Origin of the sequence: Mycolicibacter senuensis, from assembly GCF_002101885.1 — a bacterium.
GTDB classification, from domain to species: Bacteria; Actinomycetota; Actinomycetes; order Mycobacteriales; family Mycobacteriaceae; genus Mycobacterium; species Mycobacterium senuense.
This window is the reverse complement of sequence record NZ_LQPS01000022.1, coordinates 101,882-117,503: the sequence shown is the minus strand read 5'-3', so window position 1 is coordinate 117,503 and position 15,622 is coordinate 101,882. Positions and strand designations below refer to the sequence as shown.

General features: G+C 67.4%; 14 protein-coding genes. 5 read left to right on the top strand and 9 right to left on the bottom strand.

All coding sequences use genetic code 11. The features are described from left to right. The 5 genes from AWC24_RS04850 to AWC24_RS04830 all read right to left on the bottom strand — a co-directional run. Window positions 1–525 (bottom strand): PGRS repeat-containing protein (locus AWC24_RS04850; RefSeq protein ID WP_337341295.1); only part of this gene is annotated, 525 nt, incomplete at its 3' end. A 180-nt stretch (window positions 526–705) separates the two neighbouring features. After that, window positions 706–2,790, bottom strand: a complete 2,085-nt coding sequence (locus AWC24_RS04845) for a cellulase family glycosylhydrolase (RefSeq protein ID WP_085082584.1) — start codon at window positions 2,788–2,790, stop codon at window positions 706–708. Window positions 2,791–3,236: 446 nt separating this feature from the next. Beyond that, on the bottom strand, window positions 3,237–4,106 hold the full coding sequence (locus AWC24_RS04840; RefSeq protein ID WP_085082582.1) for a TIGR03619 family F420-dependent LLM class oxidoreductase: 870 nt from the start codon (window positions 4,104–4,106) through the stop codon (window positions 3,237–3,239). A 52-nt stretch (window positions 4,107–4,158) separates the two neighbouring features. Next, window positions 4,159–4,881, bottom strand: coding sequence for a DUF4873 domain-containing protein (locus AWC24_RS04835; protein ID WP_085082580.1), 723 nt, complete (start codon window positions 4,879–4,881; stop codon window positions 4,159–4,161). After that, window positions 4,878–5,780, bottom strand: a complete 903-nt coding sequence (locus tag AWC24_RS04830; RefSeq protein ID WP_013827830.1) for an AurF N-oxygenase family protein — start codon at window positions 5,778–5,780, stop codon at window positions 4,878–4,880. Before AWC24_RS04830 ends, AWC24_RS04835 begins: the two co-directional genes overlap by 4 nt. Window positions 5,781–5,955: 175 nt before the next feature. Here AWC24_RS04830 and AWC24_RS04825 point away from each other — a divergent pair, with 175 nt between their 5' ends. The 3 genes from AWC24_RS04825 to AWC24_RS04815 are packed head-to-tail and all read left to right on the top strand — an operon-like array spanning window position 5,956 to window position 8,038. After that, on the top strand, window positions 5,956–6,357 hold the full coding sequence (locus AWC24_RS04825) for a phage holin family protein (protein WP_013827831.1): 402 nt from the start codon (window positions 5,956–5,958) through the stop codon (window positions 6,355–6,357). Between the two features lie 18 nt (window positions 6,358–6,375). Continuing rightward, window positions 6,376–7,239 carry an Fpg/Nei family DNA glycosylase gene (locus tag AWC24_RS04820; RefSeq protein WP_085082578.1) on the top strand — a complete coding sequence of 288 codons (864 nt, stop codon included), beginning with the start codon at window positions 6,376–6,378 and terminating at the stop codon, window positions 7,237–7,239. A gap of 49 nt (window positions 7,240–7,288) precedes the next feature. Next, window positions 7,289–8,038 (top strand): SDR family oxidoreductase, encoded by a 750-nt coding sequence (locus AWC24_RS04815; protein WP_085082576.1) that lies wholly within the window; start codon window positions 7,289–7,291, stop codon window positions 8,036–8,038. 10 nt (window positions 8,039–8,048) lie between these two features. Here the strand turns inward: AWC24_RS04815 and pgi are convergent, their stop codons facing one another. Further along, window positions 8,049–9,713: a glucose-6-phosphate isomerase gene (gene pgi / locus AWC24_RS04810; protein WP_085082574.1), complete on the bottom strand. Its 1,665-nt coding sequence runs from the start codon at window positions 9,711–9,713 to the stop codon at window positions 8,049–8,051. 35 nt (window positions 9,714–9,748) lie between these two features. Then, window positions 9,749–10,057, bottom strand: coding sequence for a chorismate mutase (locus AWC24_RS04805; RefSeq protein ID WP_085082572.1), 309 nt, complete (start codon window positions 10,055–10,057; stop codon window positions 9,749–9,751). Between the two features lie 214 nt (window positions 10,058–10,271). Here AWC24_RS04805 and pcrA point away from each other — a divergent pair, with 214 nt between their 5' ends. Further along, a complete protein-coding gene (pcrA, locus tag AWC24_RS04800; RefSeq protein WP_085082570.1) occupies window positions 10,272–12,584 on the top strand; it encodes a DNA helicase PcrA in 2,313 nt (770 codons plus the stop codon). Between the two features lie 14 nt (window positions 12,585–12,598). Here pcrA and AWC24_RS04795 read toward each other — a convergent pair whose 3' ends face one another. Continuing rightward, window positions 12,599–13,144 carry a hypothetical protein gene (locus AWC24_RS04795; protein ID WP_085082568.1) on the bottom strand — a complete coding sequence of 182 codons (546 nt, stop codon included), beginning with the start codon at window positions 13,142–13,144 and terminating at the stop codon, window positions 12,599–12,601. A 9-nt stretch (window positions 13,145–13,153) separates the two neighbouring features. Beyond that, window positions 13,154–14,110 (bottom strand): M23 family metallopeptidase, encoded by a 957-nt coding sequence (locus tag AWC24_RS04790; RefSeq protein WP_085082566.1) that lies wholly within the window; start codon window positions 14,108–14,110, stop codon window positions 13,154–13,156. A gap of 335 nt (window positions 14,111–14,445) precedes the next feature. Here AWC24_RS04790 and sucC point away from each other — a divergent pair, with 335 nt between their 5' ends. Next, complete coding sequence (sucC, locus tag AWC24_RS04785; protein WP_083037321.1) at window positions 14,446–15,621, top strand: ADP-forming succinate--CoA ligase subunit beta; 1,176 nt, start codon at window positions 14,446–14,448, stop codon at window positions 15,619–15,621. The last annotated feature ends 1 nt before the right edge of the window (window position 15,622 follow it).

Below are 15,622 nucleotides of genomic sequence, written 5' to 3'. Positions count from 1 at the left end.
GCCGCCGGCGTCCCCGGCTCCCCCGGCCCCGCCATCGCCGCCGTCGCCGAAGATCCCGGCGGCGCCGCCGGCGCCCCCGGCCACCCCGTCGGTGGTGCTGTCCCAGCCGGCGCCGCCGTCGCCGAACAGCCAGCCGCCGTCGCCGCCGTCGGGGTTGTCCTGGGTGCCGTCGATACCGTTGCCGATGACCGTCGAGCCGAACAGCGTGTTGATGACACCGTTGACCTGGCTGCCCAAGTCGCTGTCGATCCACGTCTGGGTGGCGCCGTGCAGTCCGGCGTAGAGGTCGAAGCCCACAGCCGGACCCGGTTCGGCCAGTGCGGCCAGCGCGGCGTCCCAGTGCTCGGCTGACAGGAACGACTCCCACGCCGTCGCGTCGAATAGCGTCTCACCGTCAAAGGCGCCCGCAGCGGTCACAAACGGGTCGAACAGCACGTCCATCATGTCGTCGAAATCGGCCTGCGCCGGCGCGGCCGGGACGGTCACGGCCAGGAACGCGGCGACTCCGACAACCTTGCTGCCCACAGATTTGCTGCGGCGACGAGCCATCTCGACGGACCCTTCTCGTGGACGTGCACGGATGCTGAGTTGTGACTGAGAAGGTAAACGAGTTACTTACGCGGCGCAAGCTAGCCTCGGCGCAGCGCGGCATTCACTTGTTTTGCTGGTGTTTCGGTGTGATCGGCGGCGACGCGCAGCGGCCCGTCAGGGCTTCGCCGTCACCGTCACCGTCACGGTGGCCGCGCCGGAAGCTGAGCTGATGGTCAGCACCGGGGCGTTGGCGTCCGAGGTGACGGTTCCGCCGGTCACGTTAACGGTGTAGCCGTTCGGGTACTGGCTGGACGGAACCGAGATGGTGGTCTCCGACCCCGCATCGAAGCTGCCGGTGCCGTCGGCGCGGTCGGTCGAGTACGCGAACGACAGGACGCCGTTGTTGAACGACAGCGATGTCGGGATGCCGGAGATCTCTTGCGGGTAGGGCTGGGCCAGCACGTCGAGTTTGTCCCAGTTGACGTTGTCGCCGACCGGGGGCTGGCTCGGGTCGTAGACGAGCGCCTGATCGATCGGGGACGTACTGGTGATGTCGTTGCCGGTGTAGGCCCATTCGGTCCACCCGAACAGGTACCGGTTGGCCGCCTGCAGGCTCGCACCGATGGTCGGCAGATTGTTGGTGGCGCCGAACTCGCTGAGGAACGCCGGGATGTTGTGCTCCTGGGCATAGTCCATCGCGTTTGCGAACACCACGTCGGCGTTCCAGTCGCAGCCGAAGCTGAGGTCGGCGAACAGCGCATTGACCATGCAGTAGTGGTGGAACGAGAAGGCGGTGTTCGGGTCGTCCACCGTGCCCAGGTGCGTCGGCACCGGCAGGCTGGCCTCGAGGGTCGTCGGGCCGAAGAACACCGTCTTATTCGGGTCGACGGATCGGATGGCCTCGGTCAACTGGTTGTAGAACGGGGTCAGCTGCTGGGTATCGAAATACGGGTTGCCCAATAGGCTCCCCAGCCAGTGCGAGCCGGCCCACGGCTCGTTGATGATCTCGTAGCCGGCGACGTTCTCGTTGCCCTTGAAGTAGTCGGCGACGGCCTGCCACATCAACGCGTAGTGATTCTGCAGACCGATCCCATCGGCAGGGGTGTTGGCCCAGAACGCGTCCCAGGCATAGTTCTGCGCCGGGCTGACGAAGTAACTGAACGGGAAGCCCACGTCGAAGTTGGGCAGACCGCCGGTGAAGGTGGCCCACTCCGGGGCGCCATCGCCGCCGAAGGCGCCACCATAGAGGTCCTGGTGCATGTCGAGGATCGCCACGATGTTGTGGTCGGCCAGGATTTGCACGGTGTTCTCGATCGAGGCCAGGTAGTCGTAGTCGATGACACCGGGCTCGGGTTGCACGCCGGCCCAGATCACGCCGAGGCGCACCACATTGAAGCCGTTGGCGGCCAGGAAGGCGGCGTCCTCGTCGTCGAACCCGCCCGCGGACGGCTCATACGGCGGAATCTTGTAGACCTGGTTGAGTCCGCGCAGCATGACGACCTGGCCATCGCCATTGGTGAACCAGCCGTTGGACACCTCCACCGGCGGGGCGACCGTTCCGGTGATGCCGCCCGGCAGGGCGCCGAACTGGCCGACCGAGCCGTGCTCGCCGGCCCACAGTCCGGCGGTGCCGCCGACGCCGCCGAGGGCGGGCAGCCCGGCCGCGGTGGGGCCGTCGCCGGCATCGCCGCCGTGACCGCCGTTGCCCCACAGCCAGCCGCCGGCACCGCCGTCACCGCCGGCGGCCCCCGCACCCCCGGCGCCGCCATCGCCGCCGTCGCCGAAGATCCCGGCGGCGCCGCCGCTGCCGCCTGCGACACCGTCGGTGGTGCTGTTCCAGCCGGCGCCGCCGTCGCCGAACAGCCAGCCGCCGTCGCCGCCGTCGGGGTTGTCCTGGGTGCCGTCGATGCCGTTGCCGATGACCGTCGAGCCGAACAGTGTGTTGATGACGCCGTTGACCTGGCTGCCCAGGTCGCTGTCGATCCACTTCTGGGTGGCGTCATGCAGTCCGGCGTAGAAGTCGAAGCCCACCGCCGGACCCGGCTCGGCCAGTGCGGCCAGCGCAGCGTCCCAGTGCTCGGTGGACAGGAACGACTCCCACGCGGTCGCGTCGAACACGGCCTCACTGTCAAAGGCGCCCGCAGTGGTCACAAACGGGTCGAACAGCACATCCATCATGTCGTCGAGGTCGGCCTGCGCCGGCGCGGCCGGGACGGTCAAGGCCAGGAACGCGGCGACCCCGACAACCTTGCTACCCACAACCTTGCTGCGACGACGAGCCATCTCGGTAGACCTTTCCCAGGACGCGCTCTGTTTCTGAGGCGCGTCTGAGAAGGGTAGACGAGTTACTTATGGCGCGGAAGGGTCCCCCGCAAAACGTGCCGCGATTTCGCCGGCAGCGGCGGTCAGCACCGGGTGGCGGCGCGAATCCACTGCCGACGCGCATCGCTTTGGCCGACATCCGAAGATGCGGCGGCGCGGAGCAGGTGAACGGCGCGCATATAGTCGCCGTGGTCGCCTCTCGACTGGGCCGGCAGGCAAGTCTGCGTCTTCATCGATACCTCCTGCAGGTCACGCAACGACGGCTGCAGTGTCTGACCGCCGTCCGCGGTCAGTGCATACGCCCATGTAACGCCGCAGCGGCCGGAACCTATCCCACCGACACGGTGAGGCTGCACACGCTGAGCGTCAGAATGTGACCGGCGTCACCCAGCCTTGGCGATCACGTGTTCGGCGAAGCGCTCCAGATTGCGGATCTTGTCGTCGAGGGGCTCGGTGTCGGGACCGACGATGTAGGGCACCCGGAATCCGACGATGACGTCGGTGACCCCTTTGTCTTCCAAACGTTTGATGCCGTCGAGGGTGAATCCGTCGACCGAGATCACATGGATCTCAAACGGGCCGGACCGACCTTCCTCCTCGCGCAGCTGCTTGAGCCGGGCGATCAGGCCGTCGAGTTCGGCCGGGTCGCCGCCGCCGTGCATCCAGCCGTCGTTGCGGGCGGCGCGGCGCAGGGCGGCGTCGGCGTGGCCACCGATCAGGATCGGGATGGGCTTCGCCGGCGCCGGGGTCATCTTGGTCTTGGGCATGTCGTAGAACTCGCCGTGGAACTCGAAGTAGTCGCCGGTGGTGAGCCCGCGGATGACGTCGATGCATTCATCCATCCGCTTGCCGCGCCGGGCGAACGGCACCCCCATCAGCTCGTAGTCCTCCGGCCACGGACTGGTGCCGACGCCCAGGCTCAGCCGGTCGCCGATCATCGCGGCCAGCGAACCGGCCTGCTTGGCCACCAACGCCGGCGGGCGGATCGGCAGCTTGACCACGAACGGTGTGAACCGCAACGTACTGGTGACCGCACCCAGCGCCGCGATCAACACGAACGTCTCGATGAATGCCTTGCCGTCCAGGAACTCCCGGTTGCCGTCGGGGGTATAGGGATACTTCGAGTCCGATTCGAACGGGTAGGCGATGCTGTCCGGGATCGACATGCTGTGGTAGCCGGCCGCCTCGGCGGCCTTGGCGAGCGGAATGTAGTAGCTCGGGTCGGTCATCGCCTCGGCATAGGTGAACCGCACTTGAAACTCCTCAAGTCTCCTCGGTGGTCGCTGGGCGTACTCTCCGAGCAGCTTAGACCCGAGGCGGCATCGCGATCCGCACCTCTTCGGGGTCCTCCAGGGGATAGGGGGGATATCCGCCGGCGCCGGTGACCGTCAGCGTGCCCCACGGCGTCCGCTCGGCGACCCGCCCGTCCGCGGTGTGCTCACCGACCCGGATGCTGACCTTGGAGCCGGTCGCATTGCTCCCCGGTAGGTCGATGAAAAACATGCCTTGCCAATGGTATTGACCGTCAATGGGATCGAAATGGCCCGCCAGTCGCACCCGGGTCGGGTAGTCCTGGCCGTTGTGAGTCAATATCGCCGGCCCGTCATAGACCTCGGTGTCGGTGCTCTCCGATCCGGTCAGATAGAACCGGGAGAGTCCTCGGGTCGGCAGATACCGGCGCACCCGTACCCGGGCCGGGCGGGCCTCGATGCGGCTGGCTCCACTGCGGCGCAGGCCGTCGACGAGCCGGGCCACGTACCGGGCCTGCCGGCGGGTATGCGGGCCCGGGATCCGGAACCGGTTGGGCATGCCGTGGGCGGCGACGACGTCGTCCGGCGAAGCGGAGGCGTGGACGATCACCCGGGCGGCGAGGCGCTCACCGTCGGCGGTGATCACCGTCCAGGTGTCGCTGCCGCTGTCGAACCGGGTCGCCGCATCCGGGCCGACGACCCGGGCGGCGTCGAGCAGTCCGTGCAGGCGGGCCGGGTCGCCCAGCACGACCACCTCGCAGCTGCCGTTGTGGCTCACAGGAATCCGGCTCGCCGCCACATCCGCCGCGCCAGTCGGCCCATCAACCCGACCTCTTCGAAGAAGGCGGCCAATGGGGCGAACGACGAGCGGGCGGCGGCGTGGAAGTGCGGATTGGCCCGTGCCACCCGGCGCGCCTCGCGGCCGTCGAGGCCGACGCGGTTGTAGACGATCGGCAGGGTGAACAGGTGGCGGTAGAACGGACCGCCGACCCCCTGCAGGTTCGCCAGCAGGGCGCGCCGGTAGCGCGGCATGGCCGGGACGCTGCGCCGAAGGCCGTCGCGGGCGTACTGGATGTGGCGGGCTTCCTCGGTGACGTGGATGCGCATCACCCGCCGCACGATCGGCTGCAGGTCCGGGTCGTCGAGGATCTGGCGCTGTAGCGCGTCGAAGATCTCCTCGCCCACCAGCGCGGCTCCCCACAGGATGCTGCCGCGGAACACGAAGGGCAGCGCGTTGATGGCGATGCGCTGGTAGCGCTTGGGGCGTACCGGCACGCCGCCGATCCGGTCGATGGTCTTGCCGAACATCAGCATGTGGCGGGTCTCGTCGCCCAGTTCGGTCAGCGAGTAGTGCGTGGTGCGTGCGGTGGGGTTCTTGTGCATCATGTCGCGCAGCAGCGCCTGGTTGAGGATGTTCTCGAACCACACGCCGGCCGACAGCACGTTGACCAACTCCTGGCGCGACATCTCAATCTGCTGCTCGCGGGTCATCGCCTCCCACAGCTCGGTGCCGTAGAGGGTGCACATCCGCGGTGGCAGGAAGAACTTGTCCGGGTCGATTTCGGCGTCCCAGTCGATGTCGACGACGGGAGCGTAGGACTTCTTCACCGAGCCCTTCAGTAGGCGTTCGGCGAATTCCTCCCGGGACGGGCCGCTCGGCCGCGTGACAGTGGTCATCGGGAAACCCCTTTCGACGTCGGATTTCCAAGGAACTTAGAAGTCCGCGCGAACTATGTCAATACCGACGGTACCGGATACTTCCGGTTCGGGTAGGGGTGGAGTCCGGCGACGCGGTGACCGCGTCGACCGCGAAACCGGGGATCGGCGGCCGGCCGGGTGGCAAGATCTGCCCATGGCATCGTTCCTGATCCGCGCCGCACTGACCGGACTCGCGTTGTGGGTGGTCACCCAGATCGTTCCGGGGATCGAGATCGTCGGCGGCGACACCACCGTGGAGCGGGTAGGCATCATCTTCGTCATCGCGTTGATCTTCGGGCTGGTCAACGCCTTCATCAAACCGGTGGTGCAGTTGCTGTCGATCCCGCTGTACATCCTGACGCTGGGGTTGTTCCACATCGTGGTCAATGCGCTGATGCTGTGGATCACCGCATGGATCACCGACAAGACCGCCAAACACTGGGGGCTGTACATCGCCGACTTCTGGTGGGATGCCATCTGGGCCGCGATCGTGCTGTCACTGGTGAGCTGGGTGCTGTCGCTGGTGCTGCGCGACGCCCGGCGGATCACGCGCTGACCGGGCAGACTCGAGTGCATGCCGGAACTGCCCGAAGTCGAGGCCCTCGCCGACCACCTGCGCAGGCATGCGGTGGGGTGCAGCATCGGCCGCATCGACGTGGCGGCGTTCTCGGTGCTCAAGACCTTCGACCCGTCGCCCACGGCGTTGCACGGCCAGACCGTCACCGGGGCGCGCCGCTGGGGTAAGTACCTCGCCCTAGAAGTCGGCGACCTGTTCCTGATCGCGCACCTGTCCCGGGCGGGCTGGCTGCGCTGGTCGGACAAGCTGGCGCCGGCGCCGCTGCGCCCCGGGAAAGGGCCGATCGCGCTGCGGGTGCACCTGGGCACCCCGGGGCAGGCGCCGGGGTTCGACCTCACCGAGGCAGGCACCCAGAAACGCCTCGCGGTCTGGCTGGTCGACGATCCGGACAAGGTTCCGGGCATCGCCGGTCTCGGACCCGACGCGTTGGAGGTGACGGCCGACGAGTTGGTCGCGCTGCTGACCGGCAACACCGGCCGCATCAAGACGGTCATTACCGACCAGAAGGTGCTCGCCGGTATCGGCAACGCCTACAGCGATGAAATACTGCACACCGCGCGTCTTTCGCCGTTCGCCACCGCCGCCAAGTTGTCCGATGAACAGGTCGCCGCCCTGCACCAGGCGATGCAAGCCGTTCTTGCCGACGCGGTTGCCCGTTCCGTCGGCCAGCAGGCGGCCACGCTCAAAGGGGAGAAGCGCTCCGGGATGCGGGTGCACGCCCGGGCCGGGCTGCCCTGTCCGGTCTGCGGTGACACCGTTCGAGAAATATCGTTCGCCGATAAGTCTTTTCAGTACTGTCCGACCTGTCAAACGGGCGGCAAAGTGCTGGCCGACCGGCGGATGTCGCGGTTGCTCAAGTAGGCCGACCCGCGGTTGTTTGACGACCGCGGATCCGGGATACGCTGCCCGGGTGACTCGTCGCAGAATCCTCATCACCGGTGCCAGTTCAGGACTGGGCGCCGGTATGGCCCGCGCATTCGCCGCACACGGCCGTGACCTGGCCCTGTGCGCCCGCCGGATCGATCGGCTTGAGGAACTGAGAGATGAACTGAGCCAGCAGCATCCCGGTGTCAAGATCTCGGTGGCCGCCCTCGACGTCAACGACCACGACGAGGTGCCCAAGGTGTTCGCCCGATTCGCCGATGAACTCGGCGGAATCGACCGGGTCATCGTCAACGCCGGGATCGGCAAGGGCGCCCCGCTGGGATCGGGCAAGCTGTGGGCCAACAAGGCCACCATCGAGACCAACCTGGTCGCCGCGCTGGTGCAGGTCGAGACAGCGCTGGAGATGTTCCAATCCGCCGGCAGCGGGCATCTGGTGTTGATCTCCTCGGTGTTGGGCAACAAGGGCGTGCCCGGGGTCAAGGCGGCCTACGCCGCCAGCAAGGCCGGGGTGTCCTCACTGGGCGAGTCGCTGCGCGCCGAGTACTCGAGCGGCCCGATCAAAGTCACGGTGCTCGAGCCGGGCTACATCGAATCGGAGATGACGGCCAAATCGGGTTCGACGATGTTGATGGTGGACAACGAATCCGGGGTCAAGTCCATGGTGCACGCGATCGAGCGCGAGACCGGCCGGGCGGTGGTGCCGCCATGGCCGTGGACGCCGTTGGTCTGGGCGATGCGCCGGATGCCGCCCAGCCTCACCAAACGCTTCGCCTGACCCGATCCGCTCAGCTGGCCCGGCCCCGCTCGGCCCGATAGCGACGTACCAGTGCGTCGGTGGAGCTGTCGGTCTGCGACTGCGGGGAGGCGTCGTCGGTCAGCACCGGCAGTAGCGCCTTGGCCTGCGTCTTGCCCAGTTCCACGCCCCACTGATCGAAGGAGTCGATTCCCCACACCACGCCCTCGGTGAACACCTGATGCTCGTAGAGCGCGATCAACTGGCCGAGCGCCGAGGGGGTGAGCCGAGTGGCAAGAATCGATGTGGTCGGACGGTTACCGGGCATCACCTTGTGCGGCACGACATCTGGCTGCGTTCCCTCGGCGGCGATCTCCTCGGCGGTCTTGCCGAATGCGAGTACCTGGGTCTGGGCGAAGAAGTTACTCATCAGCAGGTCGTGCATGCTGCCGGTGCCGTCGGCGGTCGGCAGGTCGTCGACGGGCTGGGAGAAGCCGATGAAGTCGGCCGGCACCAGCCGGGTGCCCTGATGCAGCAGTTGATAAAACGCGTGTTGGCCGTTGGTTCCCGGCTCACCCCAGAAGATCTCACCGGTGTCGGTGACGACCGGAGTGCCGTCGGCGCGAGTCGACTTACCGTTGGATTCCATGGTGAGCTGCTGCAGGTAGGCGGCGAAGCGGTCCAGGTCGCCTGAGTAGGGCAGCACCGCCCGGGACTGGGCGCCGAAGAAATTGGAGTACCACAGTCCGATCAGCCCGAGCAGCGCCGGGGCGTTGGATTCCAATGGCGCGGTGCGGAAATGCTCGTCGACGATGTGGAAGCCGGACAGGAACTCGGCGAAGCGCTCGCGGCCGATCACCGCCATCACCGACAGCCCGATCGCCGAATCCACCGAGTACCGTCCACCCACCCAGTCCCAGAAGCCGAACATGTTCGCGGTGTCGATGCCGAATTCGTCGACCAGTCGGGCGTTGGTGGAGACCGCCACGAAATGCTTCGACACCGCGGCATCACCCAGCGCCTCAGTCAGCCAGCGGCGGGCCGCGGTGGCGTTGGTCAGGGTCTCCAGCGTCGAGAACGTCTTCGAGGCCACGATGAAAAGCGTTGTGGCGGGGTCTAATCCGGCCAGCTTCGCGATCAGGTCAGCAGGATCGACATTGGAGACGAACCGGGCCGAGATGCCGGCGTCGGCGTAATGGCGCAACGCCCGGTCGACCATCACCGGACCCAGATCTGAGCCGCCGATACCGATGTTGACGACGGTCTCGATGCGCCTTCCGGTCTCGCCGGTCCATTCTCCGCTGCGCAGCCGGTCGGTGAAGTCACCCATCGCGTCGAGCACCGCGTGCACGTCGGCGACCACGTCCTGGCCGTCGACATTCAGGTCGGCGTCGCGCGGCAACCGCAACGCGGTGTGCAGCACCGCCCGGCCCTCCGAGGTGTTGATGTGCGCCCCGGCGAACATCGCGTCGCGGCGTTCCTCCAGGCCGGCCGCCCGGGCCAGGTCGACCAGCAGGGCCACGGTCTCAGCGGTGATGCGGTGCTTGCTGTAGTCGATGTAGAGGTCGCCGACGGCGACGGTGAACTTCTCGCCCCGTTCGGGGTCGTCGGCGAACAGCTGCCGCAGGTGGGTGTCGCCGATCCGCTGATGGTGCTTGCGCAACGCGTCCCAGGCCGGGGTGGCGGAGATGTCGGGGATCTGTCGAACGGAGCTCATCACACCGACAGTAGCGGCGCGCCCGGGCGCGGCCCTCAGTGACCGAGCCGGCCGCGGCCCATCCGCAGCAGCAGCATCGCCAGGTCCTTACCGTCCTGGCCGAGTTCGCTGTAGCGCTCGAGCACCTTCATCTCGCGGCTGTGCACCAGGCGGGTGCCGCCGGACGCCATCCGGGCTTTACCGATCTCCTGCGAGATCTCGGTGCGGCGCTTGACCGCGGCCAGGATCTCGGCGTCGAGCCGGTCGATCTCGTGGCGCAGTTCGTCGATGTCGGGTAGCTGTTGGGTTTGGTTGGTCATGGGTTCGGACTCCAGATTCTCGCTGTTGGTGTGTTCTGGTCCCATCGGCGATCCGGCCTCACACAACAGACGAGCCCCGGGTCGGCGACGCGGACCGCGGGGCTTGGCGTTGCAGCTAAACCACGGGCTCCGCGTACCACTGCCCGTAGGAATTGGAAAAGCAAAATCGACGCTGCATGTCGAGCACGAACCGAGTCTGCCACTAAGGGCCGTGCCAGCGCAAAGAGTGTCCGTGCCCGGCGGTACGTTGGGTTGCGTTATGACCGTGCATGCGACGCCAGAAATCGATCACCTCCTCGACGGGCTCAACCCGCAGCAGCGCCGTGCCGTGCTGCACGAGGGCTCCCCGCTGCTGATCGTCGCCGGGGCCGGCTCGGGCAAGACCGCGGTGCTCACCCGGCGCATCGCCTACCTGCTGGCCGCCCGCGACGTCGGGGTGGGGCAGGTGCTGGCGATCACCTTCACCAACAAGGCCGCCGCCGAGATGCGCGAACGGGTGGTTGGGCTCATCGGGCCGCGGGCGCGTGCGATGCGGGTGTCGACGTTTCACTCCACCTGCGTGCGGATCCTGCGCAACCAGGCCTCGGTGGTGCCGGGTCTGAACTCCAACTTCTCCATCTACGACGCCGACGACTCGCGTCGGCTGCTGTTGATGATCGGCCGCGACATGGGCCTGGACGTCAAACGGCACACGCCGCGGCTGCTGGCCACCGCCATCTCCAATCTGAAGAACGAACTCATCGACCCCGACCGGGCGCTGGCCGACCTCACCGACGACTCCGACGACCTGAGCCGCGTGGTGGCCACGGTCTACGTCGAATACCAGCGCCGGCTGCGCTCGGCCAATGCGCTGGACTTCGACGACCTGATCGGCGAGACGGTCGCGATCCTGCAGGCGTTCCCGGAGATCGCCCAGCATTACCGGCGCCGGTTCCGGCACATCCTGGTCGACGAGTACCAGGACACCAACCATGCGCAGTACGTACTGGTGCGCGAGTTGGCGGGGCATTCACAGGCAGGTGGGCAGGACATCCCGCCCGCGGAGCTGTGCGTGGTCGGTGACGCCGATCAGTCGATCTACGCCTTCCGCGGGGCCACCATCCGCAACATCGAGGACTTCGAACGCGACTACCCCGACGCGACGACGCTGTTGCTGGAGCAGAACTACCGCTCCACCCAGAACATCTTGTCGGCGGCCAATGCGGTGATCTCGTGTAACTCCGGGCGCCGGGAGAAGCGGCTGTGGACCGACGCGGGCGACGGCGAGCTGATCGTGGGCTACGTCGCCGACAACGAACACGACGAGGCGCGGTTCGTCGCGCAGGAGATCGAGGCGCTATCCGACGCAGGCACGCTCAACTACGGCGACATCGCGGTGTTCTACCGCACCAACAACTCGTCACGGTCGCTGGAAGAGGTGTTCATCCGCGCCGGTATCCCCTACAAAGTCGTTGGCGGGGTGCGCTTTTACGAACGCAAAGAGATCCGCGACATCATCGCCTACCTGCGGGTGCTGGACAACCCCGGTGACGCCGTCAGCCTGCGGCGCATCCTCAACACGCCGCGCCGCGGGATCGGGGATCGCGCCGAGGCGTGCGTGTCGGTGCACGCCGAGAACACCGGCACCGGCTTCGCCGCCGCACTGCGCGCGGCCGCCGAGGGGCACGTTCCGATGCTCAACACCCGGTCGCAGAATGCGATCGCGGGTTTCGTCGCGATGCTCGATGAGCTTCGCGTCCAGCTGCACTCGTGCGACGACGACCTCGGCGGTTTGGTGGAGACGGTGCTGGACCGCACCGGCTATCGGGCCGAACTGGAAGCCTCCACCGACCCGCAGGATCTCGCCCGGCTGGACAACATCAATGAGCTGGTCAGCGTCGCACACGAATTCAGCATCGATCGTGCCAACGCGCTCGCCGACCAAGACGGAGCCGCCGACGAAGAGGATGTGCCCGATGTGGGGGTGCTGGCGGCGTTCCTGGAGCGGGTCTCATTGATCGCCGACACCGACGAGATTCCCGAACACGGCGCCGGCATGGTCACGCTGATGACGCTGCACACCGCCAAGGGCCTGGAGTTCCCGGTGGTGTTCGTCGTCGGCTGGGAGGACGGCATGTTCCCGCACATGCGCTCACTGGGGGACGCCCGCGAGCTGTCCGAGGAACGCCGGCTGGCCTACGTGGGCCTGACCCGGGCCCGGCAACGGCTCTATCTGAGCCGCGCGAAGGTGCGCTCGTCGTGGGGCCAGCCCATGCTGAACCCGGAATCGCGTTTCCTGCGGGAGATCCCGCAGCAGCTCATCGACTGGCGGCGTACCGACGCCGCTGCGTCGCCCAGTGCCCCGGTCAGCGGTGCCGGCCGGTTCGGTACGCCCCGACCGGCACCGGCGCGGTCGGGCAACCGGCCGCTGGTGGTGCTGTCGCCCGGAGACCGGGTTTCGCACGACAAGTACGGGCTGGGCCGGGTGGAGGAAGTGTCCGGCGCGGGGGAGTCGGCGATGTCGCTGATCGATTTCGGCAGTTCCGGGCGGGTCAAGCTGATGCACAACCACGCGCCGGTCACCAAGCTTTAGCGGCCGCCCCAGGGTCAGACGCCGAGCCAGCGCCGGGTGGCCGGGTGCAGGGCGAGCAGCACCGTGACGCCCTGGATGATCGGTATGGCGTGCACGATCCACGGCACCCGGGCGCCCGCCAGGAACAGGCTGCCGAAAGTCAGCAGCGCAACCACGGCCCCGATCGCGATCAGGTAGCGGCCGAGCGGGCGTCGCAGCAGCAGCATGATCACGCCGGAAATCGACGTCACCGCGAACACCAGGCTCAAGAATCCGACCGCGACGCAGAACAACCGGTCGGTGTGCCACCAGCTGGCGATCAGGTCGGTGGTCACCACCGAGGTGGCCCAGCATCCCAGGATGGCGAACACGCAGGCGCTGATCGCAACCGCCGCCGAGGGCAGCTGGGTTACGCCCGGCTGCAGCGCTTCGGGCGGCCGCATCGCCGGCGGTATCCGCCCCGCGCCGGTGACGGTCGGGATAGTGCCGGTCGGGGCACGGCGAATGATGCGGCTGGCGGTGCCGGCCGGACTGTCGCCGGAAGGAGACGCGCCGGTGGGCGGATGGTGGCGGTCGGTCACCCAACCAGGTTAAGCGAAATTGATCCCGCGCTTGGCGAGCCAGGTGGTCGGGTCGATCCGGCTGGTGCCGTTCTGCAGCACCTCGAAGTGCAGGTGCGGGCCGGTGGAGTAGCCGCGGTTGCCCATCTCGGCGATCTGGTCGCCGGCCATCACCCGCTCGCCGACGCTGACCAGCGACCGGTTGATGTGACCGTAGAGCGTCACGGTGCCGTCGGAGTGGCGCAGCTTGACCAGCATGCCGTAGCCGGCGCTGGAACCGGCCTCGATCACGACGCCGTCGGAGGCCGCCAGGATCGGGGTGCCGATGGCGTTGGCGATGTCGATGCCGGCGTGCAGCACACCCCAGCGGTAGCCGAAGTTCGAGGTGAACGCGCCCTGGGTCGGCGCGACGAACAGCGGGCGTTGCAGCCGGGCCTCACGCTCGGCGCGCTCCTGGGCGTAGGCCACCCCCTTGGCCAGTTCCTCGTTGTGCACGACGACATTGGCCGCGGCCTTGACCGTGATCATCTGCATGCCGTGGCTGGAGGTGGTGGCGGCGCCGTCGTTCAGCATCGTCTTGCTGGCCGCCAGCACGGCGGGGCGGGAGACGGTCTCGTCCGAGGAGTGGGTGGCGGCGTGCGCGGCGGCAGCGGCCGCTCCGGCGGCCATCGCGGCGATCATCACACGGCTCTTGACCGCGCTCGTGGGCTGGCTGCGGTGTCTGCCGCCCCGAGCGGGCGGGACCGGCCGGTCGGTTCCGTGCGGACGGGGGAGGTACTCGTCCGGGTAGCCGCCGCGCGGGAAGGCCAGTTGCAGGACCGGCATGTTGTCGGTGTCGGTCAGATCGTCCAGCTCCGGGGCCAGCAGCACCTCGGACACGTCATCGAAGGCGTTTTCGCTGAACATGGCGTAATCGAGCCGTCCGAATTCGTTGAACGGGATGATGTCGGTGACCTCGGCGGGACCGGGAACCGAGGACCGGGCCATAGTGCCGTTCCTATGGCGGCGGGGGGCACCACCGGGAATCGGGCGCAAGGGTGATCCGTGCTGCATCAGCCTGGAAGATCCTCTGGTCGTGATCAGAACGTTATAAAGACCTGGACTTGGAGACGGTAACCAGTTCCGCGCCGCCGAGGCAAGCTATCGGTCAAATACGGCCTCGAATGTGAAACGAATCACGTTATTTCGGGCGGTGAGATCTGCCACAGCGGTGGTAGCGGAGTTCGGAACGTCGCCGCAGTGTCGATACAGTGCCTCCGGGGCGAAATCCCCCTCTATCCGACATCGCCGGCGCGCCGGCACCCATATAAGACAGTGAGCCCATGGATCTATTCGAGTATCAGGCGAAGGAACTGTTCGCCAAGCACAACGTGCCGACCACTCCGGGCCGGGTGACCACCTCGGCCGATGACGCCAAGGCCATCGCCACCGAGATCGGTCGGCCCGTCATGGTGAAGGCCCAGGTCAAGGTAGGCGGCCGCGGCAAGGCCGGTGGTGTCAAGTACGCCGCCACCGCGGACGACGCCTTCACTCACGCGCAGAACATCCTCGGCCTGGACATCAAGGGCCACATCGTCAAGAAACTGCTGGTAGCCGAGGCGAGCGACATCGCCGAGGAGTACTACATCTCGTTCCTGCTCGACCGCTCCAACCGCACCTACCTGGCCATGTGCTCGGTCGAGGGCGGCATGGAGATCGAAGAGGTCGCCGCGACCAAGCCCGAGCGGCTGGCCAAGGTGCCCGTCGACGCGGTCAAGGGTGTCGACCTGGCGTTCGCCCGCTCCATCGCCGAGCAGGGCCATCTGCCCGCCGAGGTGCTTGACGCCGCCGCGGTGACCATCCAGAAGCTGTGGGAGGTCTTCGTCGCCGAAGACGCCACGCTGGTCGAGGTCAACCCGCTGGTGCGCACCCCCGATGACCAGATCCTGGCTCTCGACGGCAAGGTCACCCTCGACGGCAACGCCGAGTTCCGCCAGCCCGGCCACGCCGAGTTCGCCGACATCGAGGCGACCGACCCGCTGGAGCTCAAGGCCAAGGAGAACGACCTGAACTACGTCAAGCTCGACGGCGAGGTCGGCATCATCGGCAACGGCGCCGGCCTGGTCATGTCCACGCTGGACGTCACCGCCTACGCCGGTGAGAAGCACGGCGGCGTCAAGCCGGCCAACTTCCTCGACATCGGCGGCGGCGCCTCCGCGGAGGTGATGGCCGCCGGTCTGGATGTGATCCTGGGCGACAAGCAGGTCAAGAGCGTGTTCGTCAACGTGTTCGGTGGCATCACCGCCTGCGACGCGGTGGCCAACGGCATCGTGGCGGCGCTGCAGATCCTCGGCGACGCGGCCACCAAGCCGCTGGTGGTCCGGCTCGACGGCAACAACGTCGAGGAAGGCCGGCAGATCCTGGCCGACGCCAACCACCCGCTGGTAACCCTCGTCGACACCATGGACGAGGCCGCCGACAAGGCCGCTGAGCTCGCGTACGCCGGAAAGGACGCATAAG